At 73.8% G+C, this 21,695-nt stretch carries 17 protein-coding genes; 6 read left to right on the forward strand and 11 right to left on the reverse strand.

Annotated features, from left to right (window positions below; translation table 11 throughout):
- Positions 1-95 precede the first annotated feature (95 nt).
- From QNO09_RS20245 to QNO09_RS20255, 3 genes are read right to left on the reverse strand one after another with little or no spacing between them, the layout of a single operon-like run.
- The gene (locus QNO09_RS20245) at positions 96-2,495 is read right to left on the reverse strand and encodes a xanthine dehydrogenase family protein molybdopterin-binding subunit (protein WP_283971618.1); all 2,400 of its coding nucleotides are present in this window, start codon (positions 2,493-2,495) and stop codon (positions 96-98) included.
- A 2-nt stretch (positions 2,496-2,497) separates the two neighbouring features.
- Positions 2,498-3,082, reverse strand: a complete 585-nt coding sequence (locus QNO09_RS20250) for a (2Fe-2S)-binding protein (RefSeq protein ID WP_283971619.1) — start codon at positions 3,080-3,082, stop codon at positions 2,498-2,500.
- Complete coding sequence (locus tag QNO09_RS20255; protein WP_283971620.1) at positions 3,082-3,972, reverse strand: FAD binding domain-containing protein; 891 nt, start codon at positions 3,970-3,972, stop codon at positions 3,082-3,084. The genes QNO09_RS20250 and QNO09_RS20255 overlap by 1 nt, the downstream gene beginning before the upstream one ends.
- Positions 3,973-4,350: 378 nt before the next feature.
- Here QNO09_RS20255 and QNO09_RS20260 point away from each other — a divergent pair, with 378 nt between their 5' ends.
- Complete coding sequence (locus tag QNO09_RS20260) at positions 4,351-6,024, forward strand: PucR family transcriptional regulator (RefSeq protein ID WP_283971621.1); 1,674 nt, start codon at positions 4,351-4,353, stop codon at positions 6,022-6,024.
- A 155-nt stretch (positions 6,025-6,179) separates the two neighbouring features.
- On the forward strand, positions 6,180-6,947 hold the full coding sequence (locus tag QNO09_RS20265) for a hypothetical protein (RefSeq protein WP_451523873.1): 768 nt from the start codon (positions 6,180-6,182) through the stop codon (positions 6,945-6,947).
- 375 nt (positions 6,948-7,322) lie between these two features.
- Here QNO09_RS20265 and QNO09_RS20270 read toward each other — a convergent pair whose 3' ends face one another.
- On the reverse strand, positions 7,323-8,129 hold the full coding sequence (locus QNO09_RS20270) for a GntR family transcriptional regulator (protein WP_283971623.1): 807 nt from the start codon (positions 8,127-8,129) through the stop codon (positions 7,323-7,325).
- Between the two features lie 178 nt (positions 8,130-8,307).
- On the opposite strand from QNO09_RS20270, the gene QNO09_RS20275 reads away from it, so the two are divergent.
- Together QNO09_RS20275 and QNO09_RS20280 are read left to right on the forward strand one after the other, a co-directional pair.
- The gene (locus QNO09_RS20275) at positions 8,308-9,159 is read left to right on the forward strand and encodes a (2Fe-2S)-binding protein (protein WP_283971624.1); all 852 of its coding nucleotides are present in this window, start codon (positions 8,308-8,310) and stop codon (positions 9,157-9,159) included.
- A gap of 302 nt (positions 9,160-9,461) precedes the next feature.
- A complete protein-coding gene (locus tag QNO09_RS20280) occupies positions 9,462-10,502 on the forward strand; it encodes a DUF2637 domain-containing protein (protein ID WP_283971625.1) in 1,041 nt (346 codons plus the stop codon).
- Positions 10,503-10,558: 56 nt separating this feature from the next.
- Here QNO09_RS20280 and QNO09_RS20285 read toward each other — a convergent pair whose 3' ends face one another.
- Together QNO09_RS20285 and QNO09_RS20290 are read right to left on the reverse strand one after the other, a co-directional pair.
- The gene (locus QNO09_RS20285; RefSeq protein WP_451523870.1) at positions 10,559-11,041 is read right to left on the reverse strand and encodes an ATP-binding protein; all 483 of its coding nucleotides are present in this window, start codon (positions 11,039-11,041) and stop codon (positions 10,559-10,561) included.
- Between the two features lie 426 nt (positions 11,042-11,467).
- Complete coding sequence (locus QNO09_RS20290) at positions 11,468-12,091, reverse strand: hypothetical protein (RefSeq protein WP_283971626.1); 624 nt, start codon at positions 12,089-12,091, stop codon at positions 11,468-11,470.
- Between the two features lie 232 nt (positions 12,092-12,323).
- On the opposite strand from QNO09_RS20290, the gene QNO09_RS20295 reads away from it, so the two are divergent.
- On the forward strand, positions 12,324-13,670 hold the full coding sequence (locus QNO09_RS20295) for a helix-turn-helix domain-containing protein (protein ID WP_283971627.1): 1,347 nt from the start codon (positions 12,324-12,326) through the stop codon (positions 13,668-13,670).
- 60 nt (positions 13,671-13,730) lie between these two features.
- Here QNO09_RS20295 and QNO09_RS39990 read toward each other — a convergent pair whose 3' ends face one another.
- Positions 13,731-14,708 (reverse strand): protein phosphatase 2C domain-containing protein, encoded by a 978-nt coding sequence (locus QNO09_RS39990; protein ID WP_502962324.1) that lies wholly within the window; start codon positions 14,706-14,708, stop codon positions 13,731-13,733.
- Positions 14,709-16,239: 1,531 nt separating this feature from the next.
- Here QNO09_RS39990 and QNO09_RS20305 point away from each other — a divergent pair.
- Entirely contained in the window at positions 16,240-16,722 is a 483-nt protein-coding gene (locus tag QNO09_RS20305; protein ID WP_283971629.1) for a DUF456 domain-containing protein, read from the forward strand.
- Positions 16,723-16,725: 3 nt separating this feature from the next.
- Here the strand turns inward: QNO09_RS20305 and QNO09_RS20310 are convergent, their stop codons facing one another.
- From QNO09_RS20310 to QNO09_RS20325, 4 genes are all read right to left on the reverse strand, one after another.
- Positions 16,726-17,220, reverse strand: a complete 495-nt coding sequence (locus QNO09_RS20310; RefSeq protein WP_283971630.1) for a methylated-DNA--[protein]-cysteine S-methyltransferase — start codon at positions 17,218-17,220, stop codon at positions 16,726-16,728.
- On the reverse strand, positions 17,220-18,632 hold the full coding sequence (locus tag QNO09_RS20315) for a DNA-3-methyladenine glycosylase 2 family protein (protein ID WP_283971631.1): 1,413 nt from the start codon (positions 18,630-18,632) through the stop codon (positions 17,220-17,222). The genes QNO09_RS20310 and QNO09_RS20315 overlap by 1 nt, the downstream gene beginning before the upstream one ends.
- An 87-nt stretch (positions 18,633-18,719) precedes the next feature.
- Complete coding sequence (rsgA, locus tag QNO09_RS20320) at positions 18,720-19,835, reverse strand: ribosome small subunit-dependent GTPase A (RefSeq protein ID WP_283971632.1); 1,116 nt, start codon at positions 19,833-19,835, stop codon at positions 18,720-18,722.
- A 208-nt stretch (positions 19,836-20,043) separates the two neighbouring features.
- A complete protein-coding gene (locus QNO09_RS20325) occupies positions 20,044-21,537 on the reverse strand; it encodes a cellulose binding domain-containing protein (RefSeq protein ID WP_283971633.1) in 1,494 nt (497 codons plus the stop codon).
- Between the last annotated feature and the right edge of the window lie 158 nt (positions 21,538-21,695).

Genomic DNA, 21,695 nt, shown 5'->3' on the forward strand with positions numbered 1-21,695 from the left:
GTTTCAAAGGGGGTTGGGATGTTCACGACCCGGGGGACGGCCCGAGACGAACTGGGGACCCGGGGGGTGGCGCCCCCCGGGGGGAACGAGACTGCTCAGCCCTCGGAGAGCTGCGTACCCGTCAGGTGTTCGGGCCTCACCGGAGTCCGGTTCAGCTCGAGCCCGGTCGCGTCGCGGATGGCCGCGAGCACGGCCGGGGTCGACGACAGGGTGGGTGCCTCGCCGATGCCGCGCAGCCCGTACGGGGCGTGCTCGTCGGCGAGTTCGAGGACGTCGACCGGGATGGTCGGCGTGTCGAGGATGGTCGGGATCAGGTAGTCGGTGAAGGAGGGGTTCTTGACCTTCGCCGTCTTGGGGTCGACGACGATCTCCTCCATGACCGCCACGCCCAGGCCCTGCGTGGTGCCGCCCTGGATCTGGCCGAGCACCGACAGCGGGTTGAGCGCCTTGCCGACGTCCTGGGCGCAGGCCAGTTCGATGACCTTGACCAGGCCGAGTTCGGTGTCGACCTCGACGACAGCCCGGTGCGCGGCGAAGGAGTACTGCACATGCCCGTTGCCCTGGCCGGTGCGCAGGTCGAAGGGTTCGGTCGGCCGGTGCCGCCATTCCGCCTCGACCTCGACGGCCTCGCCCTCCAGGACGTCGACCAGGTCGCCGAGGACCTCACCGCCGTCGGTGACGACCTTGCCGCCCTCCAGGAGCAGCTCGGCCGTCGCCCAGGCCGGGTGGGAGGAGCCGAACTTGCGGCGCCCGATCTCCAGGACCTTCTCGCGGACCAGCTCGCAGGAGTTCTTCACGGCGCCGCCGGTGACGTACGTCTGCCGCGAGGCCGACGTCGAACCGGCGCTGCCCACCTTGGTGTCGGCCGGGTGGATGGTGACCTGCGTGACGCCCAGTTCGGTGCGGGCGATCTGCGCGTGGACGGTGACGCCGCCCTGGCCGACCTCCGCCATGGCGGTGTGCACGGTGGCGACGGGCTCACCGGCGACGGCCTCCAGGCGGACCCTGGCGGTGGAGTAGTCGTCGAACCCTTCGGAGAAGCCGACGTTCTTGATGCCGACCGCGTAGCCGACCCCGCGGACGACGCCCTCGCCGTGCGTGGTGTTGGACAGGCCGCCCGGCAGCTGCCGTACGTCGGCGCCCTCGCTGGACTCCCACTGGCGCTCCGGCGGCATCGGCATCGCCTTGACGCGGCGCAGGAGTTCGGCGACCGGGGCCGGGGAGTCGACGGGCTGGCCCGTCGGCAGGAGCGTGCCCTGCTCCATGGCGTTGAGCCGGCGGAACTCCACCGGGTCCATGCCGAGCTTCGCGGCGAGCTTGTCCATCTGCGCCTCGTAGGCGAAGCACGCCTGGACGGCGCCGAAACCGCGCATCGCGCCGCAGGGCGGGTTGTTGGTGTAGAGGGCGATGGCCTCGATGTCCACGTCCTCGACCACGTACGGGCCGACGGACAGGGAGGAGGCGTTGCCGACGACGGCCGGGGAGGCGGAGGCGTAGGCGCCGCCGTCCAGGACGATCCGGCACTTCAGGTGGGTGAGCTTGCCGTCCTTGGTGGCCCCGTGCTCGTAGTGGAGCTTCGCGGGGTGGCGGTGGACGTGCCCGAAGAAGGACTCGAACCGGTTGTAGACGATCTTGACGGGCTTGCCGGTGCGCAGGGCCAGCAGGCAGGCGTGGATCTGCATCGACAGGTCCTCGCGGCCACCGAACGCGCCGCCGACGCCGGCCAGCGTCATCCGCACCTTGTCCGTGGGCAGTCCGAGCACGGGCGCGATCTGTCGCAGGTCGCTGTGCAGCCACTGCGTGGCGATGTAGAGGTGGACGCCGCCGTCCTCCTCCGGCACGGCGAGGCCGGACTCGGGGCCGAGGAAGGCCTGGTCCTGCATGCCGAAGGTGTACTCGCCCGTGACGATCACGTCCGCCCGTTCGCGTGCCGCCGCGACGTCACCGCGGATGATCGGCTGGCGGTGCACGATGTTGGGGTGCGGGACGTGGCCGGCGTGGTGGTCGTCGCGGTGCTCGTGGACGAGGATCGCGCCGGGGGCGGTGGCGGAGGCCTCGTCGGTGACGACGGGCAGCTCGCGGTAGTCCACCTTGATCTTCGCGGCGGCGCGGCGCGCGGTCTCCGGGTGGTCGGCGGCGACCAGGGCGACCGGCTCGCCGTGGTGACGGACCTTGCCGTGGGCGAGGACCGGGGTGTCCTGGATCTCCAGCCCGTAGTTCTTCACGTCGGTGGGCAGGTCGTCGTAGGTCAGGACGGCGTAGACGCCCGGTGTGGCCAGCGCCTCGCCGGTGTCGATGGACACGATCTCGGCGTGCGCGACGGTGGAGCGCAGGATCTGCCCCCACAGCATGTCCTCGTGCCACATGTCGGACGAGTACGCGAACTCGCCGGTGACCTTGAGGGTGCCGTCGGGGCGCAGCGTGCTCTCGCCGATGCCGCCCTTGGTCCGGGATCCCTGGGTGATCTTCGTGGGGGTTCCGCTGGGGGAAGCCATGATCAGACCGCCTCTCCCTGCCGGGCGGCCGCGAGACGGACCGCGTCCATGATCTTCTCGTAGCCGGTGCAGCGGCACAGGTTGCCCGACAGCGCCTCGCGGATGTCCGCGTCGGTCGGGTTCGGGTTGCGCTCCAGCATCTCGTCGGCGGCGACCAGCAGACCGGGGGTGCAGAAGCCGCACTGCACGGCGCCGGCGTCGATGAACGCCTGCTGGATCGGGGAGAGTTCGGTGCCCTCGCCGGTCTGCGAGTCCTGCCCCTTCGCCGCCCACTGCCGGGCGTCCTGGAGCGAGGTGCCGCAGGCGCCGGTGGCGCAACCGCCGTGTTCCGCACGCTGCTTGGCGAAGTCGGCGAGCCCCTCGACGGTGACGACCTCCCGGCCCTCCACCTGCCCGGCGGCGACCAGGCACGAACACACCGGCACACCGTCCAGCCGGACCGTGCACGAGCCGCACTCGCCCTGCTCGCAGGCGTTCTTCGAACCCGGCAGCCCGAGCCGCTCCCTCAGCACGTACAGCAGGGACTCGCCCTCCCACACGTCGTCGGCTTCCTGCGGACGGCCGTTGACCGTGAAGTTGACGCGCATCACGCAGCTCCCTCGATGGTGCGGCGGGTGCCGCGGTAGGACTCCCAGGTCCAGGTCAGCGTGCGGCGGGCCATGACGCCGACCGCGTGGCGGCGGTAGCTCGCGGTGCCCCGGACGTCGTCGATCGGGTTGCAGGCGGCGGAGCACAGGTCCGCGAACTGCTTGGCGACCGACGGGGTGATGATCTGCCCGTTGTCCCAGAAGCCGCCCTCCTCCAGCGCGGCGTTCAGGAATTCCTCGGCGGCCTTGGCCCGGACGGGTGTGGGAGCGGCCGAGCCGATCCCGGTCCGCACCGTCCGGGTCCGCGGGTGCAGGGCGAGCCCGAAGGCGCAGACGGCGATGACCATGGCGTTGCGCGTGCCCACCTTGGAGAACTGCTGCGGTCCGTCGGCCTTCTTCACGTGCACGGCCCGGATCAGCTCGTCCGCCGCCAGCGCGTTGCGCTTCACGCCCGTGTAGAACGCGTCGATGGGGATACGGCGCGTGCCGCGCACCGACTCGACCTCCACCTCGGCGCCCGCGGCGAGCAGGGCGGGGTGGGCGTCACCGGCCGGGGAGGCGGTGCCGAGGTTGCCGCCGACGCCGCCGCGGTTGCGGATCTGCGGGGAGGCGACCGTGTGCGAGGCGAGGGCGAGACCCGGCAGCTCGGTGCGCAGGTTCTCCATGATCTTGGTGTACGGCACGGAGGCACCCAGCCGCACGCTCTCCTCGCCGACCTCCCACTCGGAGAGATCGCCGATGCGGTTCAGGTCCAGGAGGTACTCGGGCCGGCGGTGGTCGAAGTTGATCTCGACCATCACGTCGGTGCCACCCGCAATCGGCACAGCCGAGGGGTGCTCCGCCTTCGCGGCGAGCGCCTCCTCCCAGCTGGCGGGGCGAAGGAAGTCCATGACCGGCTCTCTTCTTCGTCTTCTCGTGGGGCGTTCAGATTGAGCCAATCCGTGTGCGGCGGTCCCGGCTCGTTCATGTGCTGTTGACGCGTAGTGGAGCCAGTACACAGCGCGTTGCGCCGAGCGAGTCAGTCACGGAAACCATGAAGGAGTTGGCTGGCCAGGACAGGCATCTTGTAGATTCGTATGAACGGAGGTCATCGGAAACCTCCTCGTTCTCCTGGGGAAACGCGCGACACAGCCGCGTGACCTGGGACACAGCCCGGATGCGGTCCGGGGGCCGACGGGCGCCGCCCGCCGACTCTCCGAACAGGCGTTCCTCGCATTTCCCTCCAAGATCCACCATAGATTTCGAGACAGAGAACGGCGGCGACGAGAATGCGGCTGCGCGCACTGCTGGACACCGACGCGCTGGGCCTCAAGCTGCTCGGCGGCGAGGACGAGCTGGACCGCACCGTGCGGGGTGTGATGACCACCGACCTGCGCGACCCCAGCCGCTACCTCGCGGGCGGTGAGCTGGTGCTCACGGGCCTGGCCTGGCGCCGGGACGCCGACGACTCCGAGCCTTTCGTCCGGATCCTGGTGCAGGCGGGCGTGACGGCGCTCGCCGCGGGCGAGGCGGAGCTCGGGGACGTCCCCGAAGACCTGGTGGTGGCCTGCGCCCGCCACCACCTGCCGCTCTTCGCGGTGCACGAGTCGGTGGCGTTCGCGACGATCACCGAGCACGTCGTACGGCAGGTCTCCGGCGAGCGCGCCGGAGACCTCGCGGCGGTCGTCGACCGCCACCGCCGGATGATGACCTCCGGCCCGGCGGGCGGCGGCCCGGACGTGGTCCTGGACCTGCTCGGCACGGACCTGGACCTGCGGGCCTGGGTCCTCTCCCCCACCGGCCGCCTGATCGCGGGCTCGAAGGCGGCGGGCCCCGCCCTGCCGGCCGGGACGTGCGCCCGGCTCGCGGGAGAGCACCTGGCCGCCGCCCGCACGGGCCGCCGCGGCCCTCACCGCGCCGTCCTGGGCGCCACCACGTACTCCCTGTTCCCGGTCCGCTCCACGGGCCGCTCCCCGCAGCCGTCCCGGGACGTCCGCGAGACCGTCCTGTCGGACTGGCTGCTGGCCGTCGAGGCGGACGCCGGGGACTGGCCGGAGGAGCGCCTGGACCTGCTCTACGGCGTCACCCAGCTGATCGCGGTCGAACGGGACCGCCGCGACGCCGCCCGCACGGTCCGCCGCCGCCTCGCCCAGGAGGTCCTGGAACTGGTCCAGGCGGGCGCGGCACCCGCCGAGATCGCCGCCCGGCTGCGCGTGGCGGCGCCGGTGCTGCTGCCCGGCCTGGGCACCGCGCCGCACTGGCAGGTGGTCGTGGCCCGCGTCGAGTGGGACGGCGAGGAGATCGAGGGCGGCCCGGTGGCGCAAGCCCTGCTGGAGGAGGTCCTCGTCGACCCCGCTGCCGCCGGGCCCGAGCACTCCGACCGCATCGCCGTGGCCCACACGGGCGACGAGGCCATCGCCCTGGTGCCCCTTCCGGCCGTCTCGACGGAGCACGACGGCTCGGAGACGGGCGTCCTCGCCGACGCGCTCCTGGAATCGGTGCGAGACCCCCTGACGGCGGGTCTCGACGGCGACGGCCGTCTCACCCTGGGCGTCAGCGCGGCCGTCCACTCGGCGGAGGGCCTGCGCGGCGCGCTGGAGGAGGCCCGCCACGCCCGCCGCGTCGCCGCGGCCCGCCCGGGCCGGGTCTGTGCGGCCGGCCACCAGGAACTGGCCTCGCACGTCCTGCTGCTGCCGTTCGTCCCGGACGACGTCCGCCGGGCCTTCACGGCCCGCCTCCTGGACCCCCTGCGCGACTACGACCGCCGCCACCGCGCCGAGCTGATCCCCACCCTGGAGGCCTTCCTCGACTGCGACGGCTCCTGGACCCGCTGCGCCGGCCGTCTGCACCTGCACGTCAACACGCTGCGCTACCGGGTCGGGCGTATCGAGCAGTTGACGAGTCGCGACCTGTCGCGCCTGGAGGACAAGCTGGACTTCTTCCTGGCGCTGCGCATGAGCTGATACGCGGGGCGGACCCGGGACCCCCCCCGCGTCCCACGACTTTGTGAAATCCTTCACCCGCCCTCTTGGCCCGGCCCGCCGATTCGTGCTGAGATGCCGCCACCACTCAACAGCTCGATGGCGTGCTCGGGGAGGGCAACGTGGCGCATACCGCCATGTCTGGTAACGGAACGACCGCCGGTGACGATCCCCTCCAGACCGCGGTATGGCGGCTGCGCTCCCGCGGGTGCTGGGCCGACGCGGCCGCCCTGCTGCTGCCGGCCACACCGGCGGCGGCCCTGCAACGCGCGTCGCTGCTGGTGGAACGGTGTCTCTACACCGAGCAGGGCTGGGAGGAGGCCGAGGACGCGCTGCGCACGGCCGAGGCGATGGCCCACAGCGACGACGAACGGGGCGCGGCCGCTTGTGAACGCGGGTACTTGGCCTACGCGGCGACCCTGCTCGCGGTGCGGGACCGGGCCGACGAGGCGCGGGCCGCGCTGGGGCGGGCCGCGGCGCTGGTCCCTCCGGGGGCTCCGGCGCGGGCCCTGCTCGACTTCCGTCGCGGGCTCCTGGCGGAGAACCTGACGAGCGCGCCTCAGGCCGCGCGGGCCGCGTACCGTCGCGCCCATGCGGGGGCGACCGCGCACTCCGATCCGCTGCTGCTGTCCTTCACGTGGCGTCACCTCGCGGGACTGGCCCTGCGGGACGGGGAGTTGGCGGAGGCCCGGCACGGTTTCGCGGAGTCGCTGCGGATCCGGGAGGAGCTGGGGTACCTCGTCGGTACGGCCCCGGCGCTGGTGTCCCTCGCCGACGCCGAGACGGAGCCGGAGGCCTCCCGGCTGCGGGAGGAGGCCCGGCGGTTGTTCCGGCTGCTCGGGGGCGTACCGACGTGGCTGTCCCGCCAGTTGGCACCGCCGGTGCCACCGGCCGCGACGGCTTGAGGGGGTGCGGAGGGCTCGGCGCTGTCGCTGAGGGCGGGTAGACCCGCGGCCCGGCGTGACGGGGCACACCCGTGCCGCCCTCGGCAGCCCGATGGCCCGCGGCTCAGCGGAAGCGGCGGCCCGCCCCCGCGCGCCCACAGCCGCCGTACGACGGAAGGGGACGTGTGGGGGGGTGTCCGCCCGCGGCGGTTGGCGCGTCAACGACCAGTCAGTCGGTATGAGAGTCCATCGCGCCGTTCCGAGGACGAACACCCCCCCCCGGCGCGGCCCCGACCCGCACCCGGCGCACGGCGAAGACGCGCACTCCCGGTGCGATCCCGCCCCACCACCCGGCGAAGAGGCGCAGACGACGCGCACCCTCACCACCGCTCAAGCTCAACCGGCCGCAGCCGCCCCCGCGAAGTGCTCGCCCACCAGCGCCCGCACCACATCCAGGTCCCGCGCGATCAGCGCGTCCAGCAACGCCGTGTGCTCGTGCGCGTCCGCCACCAGCTCGGCCCGCCCCCGGCCCCCCGGCGCACCCCCGACCAGCGGCCATTGCGCCCTGCGGTGCAGATCCTCCGCGATCCGGACCAACTGCTCGTTACCCGAGAGGGACAGCACGGCGCGGTGGAATCCCCGGTCGGACTCCGCGTAGGTCGCGCGGCAGCCGGAGGACGCCGCGCGGACCGTCGCCTCGGCGAGCGGGCGCAGCGCGGCCCAGCGTTCGGCGGGGACGGTACGGGCCAGCCGCAGCATCACCGGGACCTCGATCAGCGTGCGGATCTCGGCCAGTTCCGCCAGTTCCCGCACTCCCCGTTCGACCACCCGGAACCCACGGTTGGGCACGACCTCGACGGCCCCTTCGAGGGCCAGTTGCTGCATGGCCTCCCGGACCGGCGTCGCCGAGACCCCGAACCGCTCGCCGAGCACCGGCGCCGAGTACACCTCTCCCGGCCGCAGATCCCCGGCCACCAGCGCGGCCCGCAGCGCGTCCAGGATCTGCCCGCGCACGGAGGCCCGCTGGATCACCGTCCGAGCCCGTGGCGCGGGCGGTTCACTGTGCGTGTGCTCCCCCCGCACCGCCCCGGACTGCTGCGGCACGCGCGCCTGCCCGGCCGGCGCACCCGGCGCGGCCGACGCACCCGGACCGGCCGCCCACGGAGTCCCCGTTTCCGCGGAGCCCTGCGCTCCCTGCTTCACGGGTCCTCCTCCGGACGTATCGGTACTTGGGGTCATTGCGGCGGGTTGTTACTCGTCCGTCAAGCACCATAAGCGCCCCGGCCCTCAGAACACATCCCCGTTCAATCCCCACGGGCCATGAGTAAGGTTAGGCTTACCTTCAAGAAGCCCCGTTTCACTCCGACGGATCGGTGATCACATGCCCGCGCCCCTTTCGGCCGTCTCCGGCGCCTACACCCGCCTGGCCGAAGTCCTCCCGGGGCTCGCCGTCACCGAACTGGCCGGCGAGGACCGGGCGCCGCGGGGCGGCGGCTGGACCGCGGCGGCCGACCTCGCGGCCGCCGGCCCCGCCCTCGACCGCTTTCTCGCGTGGGACGTGGACCAGATCGAGCGGGACTACGCCGCGCAGGCCCGCCCCGACGTCGTCGCCGGCTTCGGTCTGCACCGCTACGCCTGGCCCGCCTGCCTCCTGATCACCGTGCCGTGGTTCCTGCACCGCCGGGTCCCCCGCTACCCCGTGACGCACGTCTCGTACGACCGCACCGCCCCCGGCCACGCCCTCGGGCACCTGGCCGTCCGCCCCTCCGGCTTCGCCTGCCTGCCCGGCGACGAGGCGGCCGCCCTGCCCGGCGCCCGGATCGTCCCGGACGAGGAGGCGCTGCGGGCGGAGGTACGGTCGGCGGTCGCCGAGCACCTGGAGCCGGTCCTGACCGGCTTCGGCCCCCGGATGCGGCGCCGCGGCCGCGCCCTGTGGGGGATGGCGACCGACGAGATCGTCGAGGGTCTCTGGTACGTCGCCCAGTTGCTCGGTGAGACCGAGGAGCGGCGCGCGATGCGCGACCTGGAGCTGCTCCTGCCGGGCGCGACCAAGCCGTACGTGGGCACGGCCGCGTTCCGGGAGCTGACCGGCCCCGGCGGTGAGCCACTGCTCACCCGCGACCGCGCGAGCTGCTGCATGTTCTACACGCTGCGCCCGGAGGACACCTGCGCCACCTGCCCGCGCACCTGTGACGCGGACCGGGTCACCAGGCTGCTGGCCACGGCCAGTTGACGCACGAGCGGTCGATCAGCCCCGGCGTCCCGTAAGATCACCGCGGAACCGGTCACCCACACGCCCACAGGCGATTCACATCTTCCTCACGCGTCACGGGAACTTTCCGGAGAACCACTCGTACGGGTAGTCTTGTTCGAACTCAACTCCCGCCCCTCAAGCGGCAGTTCGAGCAGAACGCCGCCCTGGGCATTCCCTTGCACTTCCTTGGCGGCCTCTTGCCCCGAAACCCCCTGAGGGCCAATGGGATTGGGCCAATATGGCGGGCGTTACGCCCTATCCCAATGCAAGGGACCACCCAGATGAGACTGACCGACATATCGCTGAACTGGCTGCTTCCGGGCGCCGTGCTTCTCCTGGGCATGCTGGCGGCGGTGGCGGTGCTCGCGCGCGGCAAGCGCTCCTCGGTCAAGGACACGAGCGCGGACGACTCCTGGGAGCGCAGCGAGGAACGCCGCAGACGCAAGGAAGCCCTTTACGGCACCCTCTCCTACCTCCTGCTCTTCTGCTGTGCGGCCGTCGCCGCCCTGCTCTCCTTCCACGGCCTGGTCGGCTTCGGTGAGCAGAACCTCGGCCTGTCCGGCGGCTGGCAGTACCTCGTCCCGTTCGGCCTGGACGGTGCGGCGATGTTCTGCTCCGTCCTCGCGGTACGCGAGGCCAGCCACGGTGACGCGGCACTCGGCTCCCGGATACTGGTCTGGACGTTCGCCTTCGCCGCGGCCTGGTTCAACTGGGTGCACGCGCCCCGGGGCGCCGGCCACGCGGGTGCCCCCCACTTCTTCGCCGGCATGTCCCTGTCGGCGGCGGTCCTCTTCGACCGCGCTTTGAAGCAGACCCGCCGAGCCGCCCTGCGGGAGCAGGGCCTGGTGCCCCGCCCGCTGCCGCAGATCCGTATGGTGCGCTGGGTGCGGGCCCCCCGGGAGACCTACCGCGCCTGGTCGCTGATGCTCCTCGAGGGTGTGCGCAGCCTGGACGAGGCGGTAGACGAGGTACGCGAGGACAAGCGCAAGAAGGAAGAGACCCGGCAGCGGCGGCGCGACCAGCAGCGCGTGGAGCGGGCCCAGCTGAAGGCGATCAGCCGCGGTCACCGCGGCCACTTCGGCCGGGGCGGCGGACGGCAGCTCGAGGTGCAGGTGGAGCGCGGCTCCTCGCAAGTCTCCGCGGAGCCTGCCATATCCGCGCCGGAACCCCTGCCCGTCCGCTCGCGTCCCTCCCTTCAGCCGGTCCGCAAAGGCGCTGACCCGGTGACCGTGGACCTCACCGCGGAGGACGACACCATGGCACTGCCGCGGCTGGACTCCCTGGAGCGCAAGCTCAAGGACCTTGAGCAGCAGTTCGGTTAGCCGAGCCGCAGAACGGCGGTGAGGGGCGTGGCCTGCGGGCCGCGCCCCTTCGGCGTTCAGGCCGCCTCGGCCTCCAGCTCGAACCAGACGGCCTTGCCCACTCCGTGCGGCCGGACCCCCCAGGCGTCCGCGAGGGACTGCACCAGGAGCAGGCCCCTGCCGTTCGTGCCCTCGTCGGGGACCGCCACCCGCAGCCGGGGCCTGCGGGCCACGAAGTCCCGCACCTCCACCCGCAGTCCGCGGGGTAAGAGGGTGACCGTGAGGACCGCGTCGTGGTCGGTGTGGACGATCGCGTTGGTGACGAGTTCGCTGGTGAGCAGTTCCGCGACGTCCGATTGTCCGTGCTTCCCCCACTGTCCGAGCAGTTCCCGCAGGGCCCGGCGGGCCTCCGGGACGGCCCGCAGGTCCGCCCGCCCGAGTCTGCGCCTCAACTGGGGCGCCGGCGCCTGCTCCGTGACGTCGTCGGTCCTGTCCACCACCGTCTTCGTCGAGAAGCCCCCGATCGCTATGGGACCGCCTCGTCGTGCCTGCCTCTCCATGACCCCCGCCCGCGTGCCGATGTCGGTTCCCCTCCTGCTCGAACACGTTCACGGGGATCCATGCCCCAACGGGCACGCGGCAGTCATGTCGAAGCGTCAACGACCAGGTGTTCGGCCACCGGGGCGGAACGGGCGGTCCGGGCGGCGGGTCGCCGAGCGGTAGGCGGGTGGAGGGGAGGGGGACAAGAGGTTAGCCGATCGGAGTCCTCGGGTGGAGCCTGACCGCCGGAGATCGGACGATGGGCCGAGGGCCGACTGCCGCTCCGCGCGTACGCGGCGAAGAGCCGGGGCGGCGGGCCGGAGTGCGCGGCGCCGCGGTGAAGTTGGCCGAAGTACGACGGTCCGCACGGCCGCCACGAGCGGTAGGGGGCCGCCCTCCCCCACCCCCGTGGCGGGAGGACGGCCCCTGTCTTCCGTCGGCCGCGGTCAGTACAGCTTGTTGACGGCGGTGGTCGTCGTCTTCTTGAAGGCGCCGACGGGGGCGTCCCCGAAGTCGCCCATCTGGCCCCACCCCACGACGGTGACCGTCCTGCCGTCGCGCCCGACGGACAGCAGCGAGATGTCCGTGGCACCCCAGGACGTCTCGGTGTGCAGGCCACGGACGCGGGCGCCCTCCTCGACCGGCAGTGAACCGTAGTCCCGGCCCTCGGCCTTGACGTCCGGGTTGTTCCTCTCGATGCGCTCGGCACAGGTGCGGATCAGGTCGTCGTAGTGCTTCGCCAGGGCCTTCGCCAGGGCTGCTGTGTCCGCCACGACGGTCAACTGCTCGGCGCTGGTCTCCAGATCGGTCCGGAACTCCCGGTACCGGTAGTCGTAGGAGGTCACGCTCTCCGTATCCACGCAGAAGCCGAGTCCGTCCGGGAACCCTTCGGTGACCGGGCCGGCGGTCCAGGACGAGGTCGGGTGCGGCGGCAGCTGGGACGCCGACAGGAACTTCGGTGCGGCGGCCTTCGGCGCGGCACCGGCGGCCGGTGCCGTGAGGACCGTGCCCGCCGCGAGGGCGGCGACGGTGAGGGCGGTGAGCGCGCTGGCTCGGACGTGCTTGGACATGGGTGTCCCCCGTGGGTGAATGCGTGGATGGTCGATGCCGCTGCCGGGCCGGCTGGGCGGCCCGGACCTGGTCGGTGCGACACCAGAAGCATCAGCGGTCACGCCGGGCGGACGCAACAGCCCGCGTCCGATCCGGCACGGTGGAACCATCCCAGCCCGTCTGACGTGCAGGTACATGAGGTGCCTGGGATGCCGTTTCCGGGCCGGGTCGGACCTTGAGGACGGGGGAACGGTGTCGGCACAGCACGACGTGGACGACGTCGGGGAGTTCGCGGCGCTGCTGAGAACGCTGAAGGAGCGCACGGACCGCAGTTACGGGTCACTGGCCCGGCGCCTGGCGATGAACACCTCGACCCTGCACCGCTACTGCGCGGGCGAGGCGGTCCCGGTCGACTTCGCCCCCGTGGAGCGCTTCGCCGCCCTGTGCGGGGCGTCCCCGGAGGAACGTCTGGAGCTCCACCGCCGCTGGCTCCTGGCGGTGGCGGCGCGGCAGCGGCCCCGTACCGCCGGCGCGGCCGGTACGGCAGAGGAGGGCGCGGTCGCCGCCGTGGCGGAGGAACCGGAGGCCGCGGTCGCCGCCGTGGCGGAGGAACCGGAGGCCGCGCCGGCCGATGTCGAAGGTCCAGCCGATGAGGCGCCGCCGCCTCCCCGCCGCCCCTGGTACCGCCGCGGACGCGTCGCGGTGGGCCTGGCGGCCGCCGGCGCGGTGCTCGCGGTACTCGGGAGCCTGGCCGCACTGCCGGACGGGCGGCGTGCGTCCGCCGACGGCCGTGTCCCGTCGGCCGGTCCGGCCCCGTCCGGTACGGCGGGGTCGGAGGCCCCGGACCGCGAGAGCGCCTCCCCCGCTCCGAGCGACAGTTCCCCCACCGCCCGGCGGCCCTCGCCCTCCGCCCCTCCGAAGCAGAAGCCCTCCCCCTCCCCGTCCGGCCGCACCACCCCGCCCGCCGGCGCGGCCGACCCCGCCGTCCCCCTCACCTGGTCAGCCGACTCCCAGGCCTGGAAGCTCGGCTGCGGCCACGACTACGTCGTCGCCAGGCCACCCGGGCAGGTGGCACCGCCGCCCGTCCCGCAGGACGCCGGAGTCTGGGCCGCCGCACACAACGCGGTGCACGGCGGCGAGACACTCGTGCGGCTGTCCGTGCAGGGGCGCACCGACACGGCGGTCGTACTGGAGGCGCTGCGCGTGCGCGTGGTGGGGCGTTCGGCGCCCGCCCCGGGCAACGCCTACTCCATGGACCAGGGCTGCGGCGGTTCGCTCACGCCGCGCTCGTTCGACGTGGACCTCGACAAGGACCGCCCCATCGCCCGCTCGGTCGCCGGGGGCGACGCGGGTACGCCGATCCCGGCGATGCGCATGCCCTACCGCGTCTCCGCGCAGGACCCCGAGGTGCTGCTCGTCAACGCCCGGACCCAGGCATGCGACTGCCGCTGGTACCTGGAGCTGGACTGGTCCTCACAGGGCCGCACGGGCACGGTACGGATCGACGACGGCGGTCGCCCGTTCCGCACCAGCGGCATCAAGGACCTGCCCCGCTACACGTACGACACCTCCGCGCGCGAGTGGACGCCCTACCGCTAGAACCGGGACACGTCGCGCTCACCACCCCCTCCGGGTTCCATCAGGTCACACGAGCGGCGCTCACGCCTCCCACACCGCGGCGGCCGTGCGGTCGTCCGCATAACCCTTGACCCGTACTTGGGAGTCGGCGAGGAACGCGGCGAGGCCGGGCGGCTCGGGCCGGGACCACCGCTCGGCGAGGTACTCGCCCAGTTCGGGCTCACCGCGCAGCGGTTCGGCGAGACCGGCGCTGCACATCAGGAGCGTGTCACCCGGGCGGGCGACGGAGGTCCGGAACCGGAAGGGCTCGCGGGGCGGCTCCGGGGCCGGTTCGTACGGGCTGGGTGGTGTCGGGATGCCCAGGTCCATGGTGAGCCGGTCCCCCTCGGGGGTCTCGGAGGGCGGCGAGCCGAACCCCACGACGGGTTCGCCCTTGAGATCGGCGACCTGCGGCTCGATGTCCTGCCACTCCCCCTCCCGCAACCGGAACAGTCCGCCCGGCCCGACCCCGAAGAACACACGCGTACGGCAGGCGGGATCGGCCGGCAGCAGCAGGCAGCGCAGGCTGGCCGCGTACTCCTCGGGGTCCACGCCCTGCTCGGAGGCGCTGGCCCGCAGCTTGCCGAGACTGCGGTCCGTGAGCCGGTGCAGCCCGGACTTGAGGTCGCCGCGCCGGCCGTCCCTTATGTCCTCGACCAGACGCGCGTGACTGCGCCCCACGGCCCGCCCGATCCAGCCACAGGCCTCGGCGGCGGCCCGGTGCGCACCCCGCGTGGCCCGGGCCCCGGTCGCCATCGCCACCAGCAGCAGCGCCTGCTCCCCCGCGCCGAACCGGGCGTTGAGCAGCGCGTCCCTGCGGGGCTCCCCCCGGTACCGAGCGGAGTCCCCCCGCACGGAAACGGCCCGCAACGTGCAGGCTCCGTACCGGGCCCCGTCCAGCACGGTGTCCGCCACGAGGTCGTCGAGATCATCCGGATCCGCGGCCGGGAGAGCGGTGGGTTCGGCGTCGTAGGTGGGCGGCCGGGTCCCGACGTGGCCACGGGGCCCGGGGGTGCGCACGGGGCGCTCGATCCGGGGGCCGGGATGGTCGGTCGCGGGAGGGGGGACGGGGGGCGAAGACAGAGGCGGCGGCGGAGTCGACTGCAGGGGCTCGGCGGGGCGTTGCGCCGCGGGCGGCGGCTCGGCCGGGCGGTACGCCTCGGACGGCGCGTCGGCGGGCTGTCGCACGCCGGACGCCGACTCGGCCGGGCGCGGCGGCGCCGAGGGCGGGTCCGTAGGGCGGCGGGCGGCGGTCGGCGGCTCGGGAGGACGTGGGGGCACGGGCGGCTGATCGGGGCTGCTCGTCGGCGAGGCACCGGACCGTGGCGGCACGGGCGGCCAGGCGGCCGTGGCCGGGTGCGCCGTGGAACCGGGCTCTGCGGCAGGCAAGGCCCCGTGACCCGCCTCGGGTGGTGCGGACACGGGTTCGTCGGGGGGCGGGGCGGCTGCCGGAGGGGTGGGACTCTCGGGTGTGCCGGCCGCCGTGCCCGGGAGGGCCTCGGGGCCCGGCCAGGCCGGGGGATCCGCGGGGGGCGGAGGGGCCGGGGGATCCGCGGGGGGCGGAGGGGCCGGGGGATCCGCGGGGGGCGGAGGGGCCGGAGGCGTTCGCGACGCGGGGAACGCCGAGGCGGGGGACTGCCCCGGGCTCGCGGCGGGCCCACGGGGACCGGCCGCGGGCGGCGCGTCGCCTGCCCGCTCGGCCGAGGGTGTGCCGGGCGCCGCCGCGGGCGAGGCCGGTCCACCCGGGCGCTCTCCGGCGGGCCTACGGAAGCCGGTCGGCGCGTTCGCATCGCCCGGGTGCCCGTCCGCGGGCGCACGGAAGCCGGTGGACGGGACCGCGCCGCCCGGGTGCCCGTCCGCGGGCGCACGGAAGCCGGTGGACGGGGACGCGCCGCCCGGGGGCTCGTCCACGGGCCCACGGAGGCCGGTCGGCGCGTTCGCATCGCCCGGGTGCTCGTCCGAGGGCGGGCGGTCGGCGGGGCGGCCGGGTGGTTTCGCCGCCGTCGGGAAGCTCACGGGACCCGGGGGGCGGGCCGGGGGTGGTTCCCAGGGGGCGCGCTGCGGGGTCCGGTCGCCGGGGCGGAGCACGTCCATCATGTCGTCGGCCCCGGACCGGGGCGCCGGGACCACCGGCTCCGCCCGGGAGGGCCGCCGCACCGGCCCGGCCGCGGATCCGGACCGTCCTTCCGGACCGTCTCCCACGGCCCCGGACGCGGACGCGAACCGGTCGTCGAGGGAGTCCGGTGCCGGTGTGGGTCCCGTGTCGTCGGTGGAGTCGTCGTACAACTGCCTCCACCAGTCGTCCTCGGGACCGGTGGGCCTTCCCCCCTGCTGGCTCATGCCGGTCATTGTCCACCGCACGAGCGGGATGAAAACGGGGCTTGTGGAAAAAACCGGCCGGTCACCCGCCGGTGAACGACACGTCGAGTGAGCCGTAGAACGGTCATGCGATATTCGGCGTCCGGCGGTCCGCGAGCGGCTGACCTGTGGGTCTGAGCCCCGGCCACGCTGCTGACCTGCGCGTTCTCGCGTATTCCGGCAGTCTGGTCAGATGGGAGTGTGGGACCTCCTGCTGGTCGGACTGGTCATCCTGTTCGGGCTGTGCGGAGTGCTGCTGCCCGCCATGCCGGGATCGTGGCTGGTGTGGGCCGCGGTCATGTGGTGGGCGCTGAAGGATCCGCAGCCCGTCGCCTGGTGGGTGCTGGTCGGCGCCACGGCCCTGCTGCTCGTCTCGCTGGGCGTGCGCTGGGCCCTGCCGCCCCGGCGGCTGCGCGTGAACCGCACCAACAGCCGCATGCTGGCCTACGCCGGAGCCGGTTCCGTCCTCGGTTTCGTCCTGGTTCCCGTCCTCGGCGCGATCCCCGGATTTCTGGCCGGTGTCTACCTCTTCGAACGGCTGCGCCTCGGCCGTCACGCCGACGCGGTCGCCGCCCTGCGCACGGTCATGCGCGCGGGCGGCTCCCGCATCCTGGCCGAACTGTTCACCTGCCAGCTGATCGCGGCGGCCTGGGCGGGCGCGGTCGTGTGGGTCTGAGTCTCACGCCGGCAGCACCCCCTCGTGGGTCAGCAGCCGCACCTTGCGGTCCAGGCCCCCGGCGTATCCGGTCAGTGCGCCGTCCGCCCCGATCACCCGGTGGCAGGGGCGGACCACCAGCAGCGGATTCGCCCCGATCGCACCGCCCACGGCCCGCACGGCCGCCCGGGGCGCCCCGATGCGCGCGGCGATCTCGCCGTACGTCACGGTCGAGGCGTAGGGGATGTCGTCCAGGGCGGCCCAGACCTTCTCCCGGAAGGCGGTGCCCTCGGTGCGCCAGGCCAGATGGAACTCCTTCAGCTCCCCGGCGAAGTAGGCGGTGAGCTGTTCCTCGGCCTCCCGGAAGGGCCCGGCGTCGCGTCGCCAGTCGTCGCGCACCTCGCGTCCGCCTTTCTGGCCGGGCACGGACACGGAGGTCAGTTCGCCGGTCGGGGCGGCGGTCAGGAGCAGCGGCCCGAGGGGGCCGGGCACGCTCGTCCAGTAGGTCGGGTCGGTCATCACAACTCCCACTCCCCTGCTGCGCGCAGGTGGTTCACAGCGTACGAGCGCCAGGGGCGCCAGTGGTCGGGGGCGTCGAGGCCCGGCAGGGCCACGTCCGGGTCGCCCAGGGCGCGGGTGCGGATGACCGCGACCGTGCGGGCGTCCAGCCCGGGCACGGCGCGCAGGGCGTGCCACGTGTCCTCCCGGTCGGCGCCGGGGTCCAGCCGGACGGCGTGGTCGGCGAGGGCGGTCGTGAGCGCGCCGAGGGTGCCGTCGGGTTCGGCCCCGGCGAGGACGGCGGGCTCGGGGAAGAGGTGGGTGAGGCTGCCGCAGGGGGCGTCGAGGGCCTTGCCGTAGCGCCGTACGAGCCGTTCCGTCTCCGCGGGCCCCACCAGCGCGCGTACGGCGAGTTCCTCCGGGTCGGCGGTGCCGGGTGAGCGCAGACCGGGCCGGGCGGCGACCAGGGGTGCCAGCCGCGGGTCGGCGGCGAGGCGCCCGTCGACGGCGAACGGGTCGGCGTCGAGGTCGAAGAGCCTGCGCAGCCGCTGGACGGCGGTGGTCAGGTCGCGCGGGTCGGTGAGGTGAAGCCGGGCGTCGAGCCAGCCGCCCGGGTGGGCGCCGGGTCCGGTCCGCGTGGTGCCGGGGCGTTCGCCGACTGCGACGATGCCGGTGCCGTACGGGAGGCGGAGGGTGCGCCGGTAGGTGCGGGTGCCGGGCGGGCCGCTCACCTGCTCGATGCCGGGCACGGCCTCGCGTTCCAGCAGGTCGAAGACGGGCCCGGCCCGGTAGGGGCCGCGGTGGGCGAGCCGGAGCGGGATGCCGGCGTTCGGGGTGGCCGTACGGCGGCCCCGGCCGTTCTTCGGTGCGGCGGCGCGCAGCTCGCTCGGGGTCGCCGCGTACACGGCCCGGATCGTGTCGTTGAACTGCCGCACGCTGGCGAATCCCGACGCGAACGCGATCTCGGTGATCGGCAGTTCGGTGGTCTGCACCAGGACGCGCGCGGTGTGGGCCCGCTGGGCCCGGGCGAGGGCGACCGGCCCGGCGCCGAGCTCGGCGGTGAGCTGCCGCTGCACCTGTCGTGCGCTGTAGCCGAGGCGTCCGGCGAGCCCTGGGACGCCCTCCCGGTCGACCACGCCGTCGGCGATCAGCCGCACGGCCCGGGCGACCACGTCCGCGCGGACGTTCCACTCGGCGGAGCCGGGCACGGTGTCCGGGCGGCACCGCCGGCAGGCCCGGAATCCCGAGCCCTGCGCGGCGGCTGCCGTGGCGAAGAACCGTACGTTGGCCCGCTTCGGGGTGACCGCGGGGCAGCTCGGCCGGCAGTAGATGCCGGTCGTCTCGACGGCGAAGAAGAACACGCCGTCGAAACGGGCGTCGCGGCCGCGTACGGCCTCGTACCTGGTGTCCGCGTCCGTTCCCTGGTCCGTCACAGGTCCAGTCTCCGCCGTGGGCCGGGTGGCCGCTGGCGGAAATCGGACAGCACGCTCGACACGGTCGGCGGCCCGTCGGCGGCCTTTTTACGAACGCCAGTGCGGTCCGCGCTTCGCCTCCATCGCGGCCCTGCCGATCGCCCCCTTCCGCTTCCAGTCCTTGCGGATCTCGGCCCGCAGGCGGGCGTCGGTCTTGGCGACGATGCGCTGGTTCTCGCGCAGGAGCTTGCGGTAGCTCTGCAACCGTCGTTCCGGCAGTGCGCCGGTCTCGATGGCGGCCAGCACGGCACAGCCCGGCTCGGCCTCGTGGGCGCAGTCGTGGAAGCGGCACCGCTCGGCCAGTTCCCCGATCTCGGAGAACACCTGCCCGACACCGGTTTCGGCGTCCCACAGGCCGACGCCGCGCAGTCCGGGGGTGTCGATCAGGACGCCCCCGCCGGGCAGCGCGAGCAGGTTGCGCGTGGTCGTGGTGTGGCGGCCCTTGCCGTCGATGTCCCGGGTGGCCTGGACGGCCATCACGTCCGCGCCGAGCAGCGCGTTGGCGAGGGTCGACTTGCCCGCGCCGGACTGCCCGAGCAGCACGGACGTCCCTCCGCCGACGATCGCGGCGAGCACGTCGAGCCCTCCCCTGTCGTCGACGCAGCTGACCGGCAGGACCGGCACGCCGGGCGCGCTCGTCTCCACGTCCTGGACGAGGTGCGAAAGGGTCACGGCGTCCGGCACGAGGTCGGCCTTGGTGAGGACGACGACGGGCTGGGCCCCGGACTCCCAGGCGAGCGCCAGGAAGCGCTCGATGCGGCCGAGGTCCAGCTCGACCGCGAGGGACACGGCGATGACGGCGTGGTCGACGTTGGCCGCGAGGATCTGCCCCTCGGAGCGCTGGGAGGAGGTGGAGCGGACGAAGGCGGTACGGCGCGGCAGACAGGTGCGCACGTAGCGCGGGTTCCCGCCGGGCTCGACGGCGACCCAGTCGCCGGTGCACACGACCCGCAGGGGGTCGTGGGGGGTGACGAACGCGGTGTCGGCCCGCAGGAGTGCGTCGGCGGTGACGACGTCGCACTGCCCACGGTCGACCCGGACGACGCGGCCGGGCAGCAGCCCTTCGGTCGCGTAGGGGGCGAACGCCTCGGCCCAGGCCTCGTCCCAGCCGTAGGGAGCGAGCGCGGAGGAAACGGATGAAGCGGATGAGGAAGAGGAAGACAAGGGTGACCCTTTCCAGGTCGGCCCCGGCCCGACAGTCGGTCGGATCAGCCGGCGGCCGCGGAGGTGGACGTGATGAACTGGACGCGGGCAGCGCTCATCGCAGTGACAGCCATCGGTCGACACCTCCTCGTTCTTCTGCTTCTTCTCGTCGTGGAACCGCCGTGTGCGCGGAACCGCCGTCACGCTATCCGTTCACGGCGGAGGTGCGTCAACCGCTTTTCGCGCAGGCTCGGCCGTTCAGCTCGAAGTCGTACGGCGGGGAGTTCTTCCCGCGCCAGGAGGCGAGGAAGCCGAAGGCCAGGTCGCCGCCCGCGGGGACCGCCTTGTTGTAGTCGGCGGCGGTCGCGGTGACGCGGGAGCCGTTCTGGGCGACGGAGGCGTCCCACATCTGGCCGACCTGCTGGCCGTCCCGGAAGGACCAGGCGAGGCGCCAGGAGTCGAGGGACTCGGCGCTGGTGACGGTGACGGTGGCCTGGAAGCCGTCGGGCCACTGGTTGACCAGGTCGTACTCGACCCGGCAGGCGGGTTCCCCGCTCTCGTCGGGCTCGGCCCGGTGGGTGGGTGAGGAGGTGCCCTGCGGTTCGGTGTGGCGGTTCTCGTCCTCCGGCGTGCCGGAGGGGTCCGGCCGCTCGGTCCTCTGGGCGTTGCGGGTGTCCGGCTTCGAGGTCGCGGGCGGCAGGGAGGGGGCGGAGGGCAGGGACGGGCCGGGATCGGCCACCGGCTGACGGTCGACGCCCTCGCGTGCGCCGAGGTCGTCGCCCTCGCCGCCGAAGGGCATCAGGGAGACGCCGAGGGCCAGCACGGAGACCAGGACCGCGGCGACGAGGAGGCCGTTGCGGGCGGCACGCGCCTTCTGCTCCACCTCCTCCGGCTCTCCGGCGGCCTGGTCGGCGGCGCCGGGGCGTCCCGCGCCGAGCCGCACCTCGGCGGCGCGGCGGCGGCGCTCCAGGTAGGCGAGGCCGCCCCAGCCGATCACTCCGCCGGCCAGCGCACCGGGCAGTCCGCCGCCGTGCAGGCGCAGACAGGCGGCGGCCTCGGCGCACTGCACGCAGGTGGCGAGGTGGCGGGAGAGGTCGCCGGGCGTCTCGGCGGCGGAGGAGCGGGTGACGGCGTCCAGCAGCCGGGCGTAGCTGCGGCACCGGGCGTCCATCGGCGTGTCGAGGTGGTTGCGGTGGCAGCGTTCCCGGAACAGGGTGCGTACCTGCTGGAGTTCCTCGGCGGCGCCGGCCGGGTCGAGGCCCAGACGGCGCGCGACCAGGGGCAGCGGCAGCGCCTCCACCTCGGCGAACCAGAGCAGTTCCGCGTCGGGCTGCTGCAGATCGCGCAGGCCGCGCAGTGCGAGCGGGCGCTGCAGGGGCGGGCCGGTGTAACGGGCGGCGTTGTCCGAGTTGAGCCACAGGCGCAGGTCGGGGTCGAGTTTGTGGCCTTGCCCCTCCTCTTCCCAGGCCGCGGCCGTGGTGCGTACGGCGGTCAGCAGCAGGGGTATGCGGGGCAGCCGGGCCGGGCGGCGGCCGGTGCCGCGGACCGGGCCGGATTCGGCGGCCCGGGCCTCGCGTATGCCGTGTGCGAACGCCTCGCGGCCCAGCTGTGCGGCGGCGGTGGAACCGGAGGTGCACAGGTCGGCGTACGCGAGGACCGCGTCCCAGCACTCGGAGAACAGCGCGGCCTCGGTGGCGTCCTGAGGGGTCGGCAGGTCGGGCATGAGTCTCCTGCATCCACAAGCGAGGTCAACTCACCACATCGGCATTGGAGTTGGGGGGAACCTCGCGGCAGGGCAAGAGCTTTTCACGCCTCTCACACAACTGACAAGCGCCCTGTTCAGATATCACGACAGGGCGGCCGCACCCCCGTGGCTCCGGC

The organism is Streptomyces sp. 378, from assembly GCF_030124145.1.
Classification (GTDB): Bacteria; Actinomycetota; Actinomycetes; order Streptomycetales; family Streptomycetaceae; genus Streptomyces.